This window comes from bacterium, from assembly GCA_021372615.1.
Lineage (GTDB): Bacteria > Armatimonadota > Zipacnadia > Zipacnadales > UBA11051 > JAJFUB01.
This window is the reverse complement of sequence record JAJFUB010000012.1, coordinates 20918-28581: the sequence shown is the minus strand read 5'-3', so window position 1 is coordinate 28581 and position 7664 is coordinate 20918. Positions and strand designations below refer to the sequence as shown.

Annotated in this window: 5 protein-coding genes; all 5 read left to right on the top strand. The window is 67.5% G+C overall.

Annotated elements, in window-relative coordinates; all coding sequences use genetic code 11:
- Nucleotides 1-81: 81 nt before the first annotated feature.
- Entirely contained in the window at nucleotides 82-2934 is a 2853-nt protein-coding gene (locus LLH23_01100) for a DUF6067 family protein (GenBank protein ID MCE5237073.1), read from the top strand.
- Between the two features lie 84 nt (nucleotides 2935-3018).
- Complete coding sequence (locus LLH23_01095; GenBank protein MCE5237072.1) at nucleotides 3019-3765, top strand: hypothetical protein; 747 nt, start codon at nucleotides 3019-3021, stop codon at nucleotides 3763-3765.
- A 58-nt stretch (nucleotides 3766-3823) separates the two neighbouring features.
- Entirely contained in the window at nucleotides 3824-4195 is a 372-nt protein-coding gene (locus LLH23_01090) for a four helix bundle protein (protein MCE5237071.1), read from the top strand.
- Nucleotides 4196-4262: 67 nt separating this feature from the next.
- Nucleotides 4263-5033: a PspA/IM30 family protein gene (locus LLH23_01085; protein MCE5237070.1), complete on the top strand. Its 771-nt coding sequence runs from the start codon at nucleotides 4263-4265 to the stop codon at nucleotides 5031-5033.
- Between the two features lie 133 nt (nucleotides 5034-5166).
- Nucleotides 5167-7638: a DUF4838 domain-containing protein gene (locus LLH23_01080; protein ID MCE5237069.1), complete on the top strand. Its 2472-nt coding sequence runs from the start codon at nucleotides 5167-5169 to the stop codon at nucleotides 7636-7638.
- Nucleotides 7639-7664 lie beyond the last annotated feature (26 nt).

Sequence of the window (7664 nt, the reverse complement as noted above, 5' to 3'; positions counted from 1 at the left end):
CCGCGACACCCGCCGCCCATTACAGCGCGAACTTCCGCAAGTCAGTACTGGAGCGGCGCACGCCGCATCAAGGAGACGCACATGCGCACCTCAACCCTCATCGCCTGCCTACTGCTGGTTCTCCCTGGCTTCGCCCAGAAGCTCACCCCGCCGCTGACCTTCCATGCTTCCTTTGACGGGACCCTCGACGCCCGGGCCAACGGCAACGGCCAGCCGGTGAAGGTCGAGGGCGCCGCCGCGTACCGGCCTGGCAAGGTCGGGCAGGCCCTGCTGTGCGGCGAGGGCGGGACGCTGGCGTACTATGCCAGTGCCGGCAATGTCCGGGCTGCCGCCGGCGCCATCGAGATGTGGGTGTGCCCGCTGGACTGGACCGGCAAGGAGGACGAGTTCCACGTCTTCTTCGAGGCGCTCGACCCCGGCTGGCTCGTCTTCTACCGCTACTACCAGGGCGGCATCCTGACACTCATGGGCACTGACAGCGGCCACTACACCGCGGCGTCAGGCCCGCAGATCAACTGGAAGACCGGGGTATGGCACCACCTGGCCGGGACGTGGCGGGCGCGGCGGCTGGAGGTGTACGTGGACGGCCAGCGGACGGGGTTCACCCATGCTGCACTGGTGCCCGAGAAGCTGGCCGATACCTTCCGCCTGGGCGACCACCCCTGGCATGTGGCCCGACAGCGCCAGACACTGGTGGACGAAGTGAAGCTGTACTCGGCCCCGCTCGATGCCGAGAGCATCGCTGCTGCGGCCAAGCTCCAGCCGTTTCAATGGAAGCCGCAGTTGGTGGTGGACACGCGCGTGGACCCCGACCGCGAGGTCATGCGCCTCGACGTGGATGCGGCAGGGCTCGTCGGGGAGCTGGGCGCGGGCCGTACGGCGCGCGTCGAGTTGCTGCCTAAGGGACAGGGAAAGCCCGCCAGCGAGACGACGATCACCGCCTTCCCCGCCGATGTCGGCAAGGGCGAGCTGCCCGTCGGCAATGTCGCGCCGGGGGAATATGAGCTGCGTACGGTCCTGCTTGATGCCAACGGGCAGGAGGTGGCCCGCGCGACCAGCCCCTTTGTCAAGCCCGGCCCGCCGGTCTGGAGCGGCAACAAGCTGGGGATCAGCGACAAGGTCCTGCCGCCCTGGACGCCGCTGCGGGTATCGCACGACACCTCCACTGTCCGGTGTTGGGGGCGAAGCTACGAGTATGGCGAGTTGCTGCGCCAGGTCAGCTCCGGGGGAACGGCGCTGCTGAGCAGCCCGGTCAGGCTGGAGGCCGTGGTCGGCGGCAAGACGCTTCCCCTCACAGGCTCCAGTCGCGTGGACAGCGCCACCGACGCCCTCTGCACCCTCTCGGGCAGCGCTGACCATGGCGACCTGAGGGCCACGGTGAGGCACCAGGTCGAGCTCGATGGCTTCACCTGGACCGATCTCTCGGTCGAGGCGGCCCAGCCGGTCAAGGTGGACGAACTCCGCCTCACATGGCGCATGCCCCGCACGCAGGCCACGCTCATCCACGCCGACGCGATGCAGTGGAGTAACAACTACTCTGGCGCCCTCACACCCGAGGGCTGGTCGGCGCCGTTCGTCCCGTACTTCTGGCTGGGCAACGAGGACCGTGGGCTGGGCTGGACCGCCGAGAGCCGGCAGCACTGGGCCGTCAGCAAGGATCGGCCGACCATCGAGGTTAGGCCCGAAGGGGATCAGGTGGCCGTTACGGTGCGGCTGCTGGCTGAGCCGACGGAGATCAAGGGCAAGCTGGACTACGGCTTCGGGTTCATGGCTACGCCGGTGCGCCCATACCCCAGAGACGCCCTGGGCTGGCGCATGACCCCCGGCGTCCGGCCGACCTTCGACATCGTCTGGCCGAATGACAACATGAAGTGGTACGGCCATCCTGAGCCGATTGACCCGGTCAAGTTCGCCGACCGCGTCAAGCAGGGCCACGCGCAGGGGCTGAAGACCGTGCCGTACGTCAACCTGAACTTCGTGTCCGGGGGCGTACCAGAGTGGACGTACTACGGCGCCCGTTGGGCCGACGCGGACCGTGTCGTCACCCCGAGCGATGTGGCGGCCATGGGCTATGCCTCGATGGGCACGTGCCCCGCCAGCCGCGACTGGCAGGACTTCATCCTCTACCGCATCAACGAGGCCATAGACCGCTACCAGATAGACGGCATCTACATTGACTGCTGGGGGCCCAGCCGCTGCCGCACCGCACCGTGCGGCTACCAGGACGCAGAGGGCAAGGCGCAGCCGGTCCACCCCATCCGCGCCTATCGGCAGATCATCCGGCGGGTGTACACGCTCTTCTACGAGCGACGCCCGGACCCGCTGCTCACGGTGCACATGTCCTCCGAGGTGGAGATGCCGCTCCTGTCCTTCACGCACACGATCCTGGATGGCGAGCAGTTCAGCCCGAACAAGCTGCTGGATGACTACCTGAACGTGCTGTCGCCCGACATGTTCCGCGCGGAGTTCCTGGGGCGCAACATGGGGCCGGTCGAGTTCTTCCTGCCGGAGTTCCGGGGGGAGTACGCCACCACGGGCACGCCCAACCTCGCCGCCTATCTGCTCCTTCACGGTATCCAGCCCTGGCCTATATGGTCCGACGGGAAGGCCTGGAACAAGCTCTTCGAGGCGCAGGATGCCTTCGGGATCGAGCAGGCGAAGTTCCTGCCGTACTGGCAGAGCCCGAGCTGGGCGGAGCGTCCGCCGGACCTCGCGTCCGCCTACCTGCGCGACGGCAAGGCCCTGCTGGTGGATGTGAACACGATGGACGTGCCCGGCCAGGCGCGGCTGACGCTGAACCTCCAGCGACTCGAGATGAAAAGCGTCTCGCTGGCGACCGACATCTTCACCGGCGAGGCGCTGCAGTTGGAGGGCAATGTCCTGACGATCCCGCAGGAGCGGCACCAGGGCCGGGTGATCCTGCTGGAGCCGTAGCGCGTCCGGCGCCAGGGGCTTCGCGGCCACGCTTGGCGCGACCGCCGGGCCGTGATACAATGCCGTCGAGGTGAACCACTCGCCATGTCCAGCTCGGGCGTACCGGCCTTCTTGCGCGGGATGATCGCCCCGCTCTCGCTCACCGTCCTCGCGGCGACGGGCCTGCTGGCCGCGTTCGTGAGCACCCAGTGGCTCGTGCCGGGGCTGATCCTCTACGTCGTCTCCGCCGTCGTGCAGGGCAAGGCCCTGGCGGTGCGAGAGCGATTGGTGGAGACGCTGGGATTGGACATGAGGGACGCCCCGCCGGGCCTGAGACGCTGGAATGTACGTCTCAACGAGGCCCTGCAGCGTCTCGAGGCCGATCTGGGCCGCCTCAGCCCCATCCGGGGGCGCTTCCTCAAGCCGGTGGCGCAGGAAGTGCAGGGCCTGGGCGAGGACATCCGCCGTCTGCTGCGTCAGGCCTACTCCCTCCACCGCTACCTCAACCAGACCAACACCGTCGCGATCACCGCTCGCATCACCCACCTCGACGCGCAGATCGCCACCACCGCCGACCCGTACTCCAGGCAGCAACTGGTGGAGGCGGCCGCGGCGTTGCGGCGCCAAGTGGACAACTGCGAGCAGATCCGCGTGCTGATCGGCCGCACCGAGGCCACGCTGGAGAACATGCTGGCCTCGCTTGAGTCCATCGGCTCCTCGGTCGTGAAGCTAGGCGCGGGGGAGCTGTCAGACGAGAACGCGGCGCGGCAGGAGTCGCTGCAGCGCCTGTCGTCAGCAAGAGGAACGGTCGCCTCGCTGGAGGAAGTGCTCAAGGGAGTGGAGTTGGCGTAGTTCAGCAGTTGGGAGTTGGGAGTTCGGAGTTGGGGGGCTACCCGCTCAGGGGGGCGCCATGCCAAGTAGCTATAGAGATCTCGACGTATGGAAGCGCTCGAAGGCGCTTGTTCTCCGAACCTACCAGTTGACTGGCGGCTTCCCCCGCCACGAGGTATTCGGCATAGTCGCGCAGATGAGGTCAGCGGCCCTCTCTGTACCGGCCAACATCGCAGAGGGGCAAGGCAGGATGGGGGGGACGGAGTTCATCCGCTTCCTCCGCATCTCCCTGGGCAGCCTGGCCGAGCTTGAGACCTACTTCGATATCGCGCGAGCCCTGGCGTACGTATCGGCAGACGAGAGTGACGAGCTGCTGCGGGAGGCTGAAGAGATCACCAGGATGCTGCATGGCCTGATCGCGAGCATCCGTCGCAGTCAGTCGGGGAGTTGACAGCCACGCGCTCGGCCAGCCCCCAACTCCGAACTCCAAACTACCAACTCCCAACTGGAGGCCCGACATGTTCCGTCGCCTGCGCATGATCTTCCGCTCGCTGTTCGGCTGGATACTGCGAGGGGCCGAGAACCCCGAGCTGATCCTGCGGCAGCACATGGACGACTTGCGGGACCAGATCCCCAAGCTCAACCAGCAGGCCGCCGAGATCATCAAGGTCGAGAAGATGCTCGAGGAGCAGGTCAACCGCCAGCGCGCCCAGGTGGCCGCCCTGCAACCCAAGGTCGAGCAGGCCGTCAAGATGGGGCCGGAGGCCAAGGAGGCGGCGCTGTCGCTCATCCAGGCGCTGGAGACCGCCAAGAAGGAGCTGGCCGAGACCGAGGCCCAGTGGCAGGCGGCCAAGGAAAACTCCCAGCGCACCCTTGAGATGCGCCGCGCCTACGAGCAGCGCATCAAGGCGCAGATGAACGAGGCCCTGCGGCAGATTGGCCGGGCCCGGCGCGCCGAGATGGAGAAGCAGATGGCCTCGCTGATGACCAGCTTCGGCATCGGCGACCAGAGCGATACGCTCGAGCGCATGACCCAGCGCATTGACGAGAAGATGGCCGAGGCCAAGGCGCGCACCACAGTCGCCAACGAGACCGCCGACGCCCAGATGGCCAAGGTCGAGACGGCTGTGCAGAACTCCGAGGCCGAGAACTTGTACCAGGAGTACCAGCGGCAGCTCGGCCTCGTGCCCGACCCCCCGCCCGCCGAGCGCACCATGGAGGCCATCCCGCTGCAGCCGCCCGCCCAGGAGCAGCCGCAGCAGCAGGCGCCCCCGCAGCAACAGCAGTAGACCACAGTCGCCGCCATGAGGGCGGGACAGGTAGTGGCGCGATTCATCGCGCCAGCGCCATGGGCGCGATGAATCGCGCCACTACCTCTCTCCTGCCCTCGTTCTGTCTCAGTTCAGATTGGAGAACCCATCCGTGAGATCAGCCCTGCTTGCCGTCGCCGCAGTCCTGTTCGTGTCCACCGTCTGGGCGGCCCCCGTGCCGCTCGTCACGGCGGGGAGGTCTGACTACGCGATCTACGTGGAAGCCCAGGCGCCGTCGTCGGTGCAGACCGCCGCCACGGAACTGCAGACGTATCTGGAGAAGGTCAGCGGTGCGAAGCTCCCGATCGTCAACGAGCCCCAGGAGCCCATGGTCTGCATTGGACCCAATGCGGCCGCGACCGCAGCCAAGGTCACGACCGAGGGCCTGGCTGTCGAGGGCTGGCGCGTGGCTGTCCGGGGACGGAACCTCTATCTCCTCGGCCCTGACACCGCCGACGGCGAGCAGACGGCGCAGGGCGGAACCAGCACCGGCACTCGCAACGCCACCTACATGTTCCTCGAGAAGTTCCTGGGTGTGCAGTGGCTCATGCCTGGCCCGCACGGCGACTATGTGCCCAAGATGGCCTCTGTCACCATCCCCGACCAGGACCTGCAGGGCCGCCCGTTCTTCCTCAACCGCCGCGTCCCGTACACCCAGGAGCGCACCGAGGCCAGCAAGCAGTGGTGGGCGCGCCAGCGGCTGGGTTGGAGCCTGTCGCTGTACCACTCGCACAACTGGACCGCCATCAAGCCCGAGGCGTTCGCCCAGCACCCGGACTGGTTCGCCGAGGCCAACGGCGCGCGCATCCCCCCGACGGGCCGCTACAAGCTGTGCGTCACCAACCCCGGCCTCATCCAGGCCTTCGCCGACGCCGCCATCGCGTACTTCGACGCCAACCCGCAGGCCACGTGCTTCTCGCTCTCGCCCTCCGACAGCGCCGGGTGGTGCCAGTGCGCAAGCTGCAAGGCGCTCTATGAGACCGACCCCAATGGCGAGCTGTCCGTGACGCCCGCCATCATCCAGTTCTACAACGGCGTGGCGCAGATCGTCGCCCGGAAGCACCCGCAGAAGCTGCTGGCCGGCTACATCTACGCCCAGTACGTCTATCCCCCGAGCAAGCCCTTCAAGCTCGCGCCGAACGTGTTCCTCGTCTGGGCGCCGAGCTTCGACTATGGCTTCACGCTGTACCGGCCCGACATGCAAAAGCGCTGGGACGACCTGGCCCCGCAGTGGATGAAGGTCACCAGCAACATCGCGTACTACGACCTGCCCAACTGCGTGCACAATGAGTTGGGAGCCATGAACCCGCCGGGGCTGGAGATTCTGGAGTTCCTGTACCCGCGCCTGAAGCAGTACGGCTTCAAGGGCGTCTACGTCTACGGCAACCCGGCCTGGGGCTACGCCGGGCCGATGAACTACCTGCTGGCGCGGCTGGCCTGGCACCCGGGCGAGGACTTCGCGGGCGCCAATGTCCGTGGCCTGTTCGACGACTACATCAGCAAGTGCTACGCCGAGGGCGCGCCAGAGATGAAGCGGTTCTACCTGCTCCTCGACGAGGCAACCAAGAAGTACTTCATTGACAACCCCAAGGAGAGCTATACGCTCACGCCGGGGCGGCTGCAGGATGTGTACGCCAGGAACTTCCCGGAGCTGGAGCGCCTCTACCGCGCCGCCGAGGCCAGGATCACCGACCCGGACGCGCAGGCTCGGCTGGCGCTGCTCGGGGACAACATGCGGGTGCTGCTGTGGAACCTGCGGCAGTCCAAGCTGCTGCCTGAAGCCGAGAAGTCCAGCTTCTATCTGCCTGACAAGGACTTCTTCGCCTTCATGAAGGCGAACGCCAACTCGCTGGCGCTGGCGCCGTCCAGCGCGCCGTCGAAGGTCGTCGGGGCGGGCGAGAAGCTCACGGCGAAGCCTGCCGGGGCGCTGCCGACTGTGCCCGCCGCCCCCCTGACCCCGTTCCTGCTGCGCGGCCCCCAGCGCATCCTCATCGTCCCGCAGGGCCCACAGGCCGCCGAGGTCTCCTTCAGCGCCATCACCGCGCGCGGCGGCATGGTGAAGTACCAGGTCTACGACGATGCCGGGGCGCTGAGCGACCAGGGCGTGATGTCGGCCGAAGTGCCGGTGACGCTGCCCGCCGGGCCGGCGTACTACCAGCTCATCATCGCCAGCGGCAGCCACAGCTTCCGCATGGCCGTCAAGGACGGTGCGTGGGCGGTCTTCAGCCGGACGGACGATCAGGGCCTGCACCTGCTGGGCAAGACCACGCCGCTGCACTTCGAGGTGCCGGCCGGGGTGGCCAAGTTCCCGCTCTGGCTGGCCTCGGATGCGCCGGGTGAGACAGCCGCCGCGTCGCTCTACGCCCCCGACGGGCGCAAGGCCGCCAGCTTCGACACCTCGCGCAAGCCGGTGGACCTGCAGGACATCCCGGTCGGCGCCCAGGACGCCGGCTGGTGGACTCTCGTCTTTGAGCAACCCGCCAGCGGCATCGTGGATGATGTATGGGTCAAGCTGGGCGACCCGCTCAGTGGCTTCTGCTCGCTCGACCCGGCGGCGGCGTTGTCGGTGCAGAAGACGAAGTGACCATGCGCGTGAGGCGGGGCCTGCGG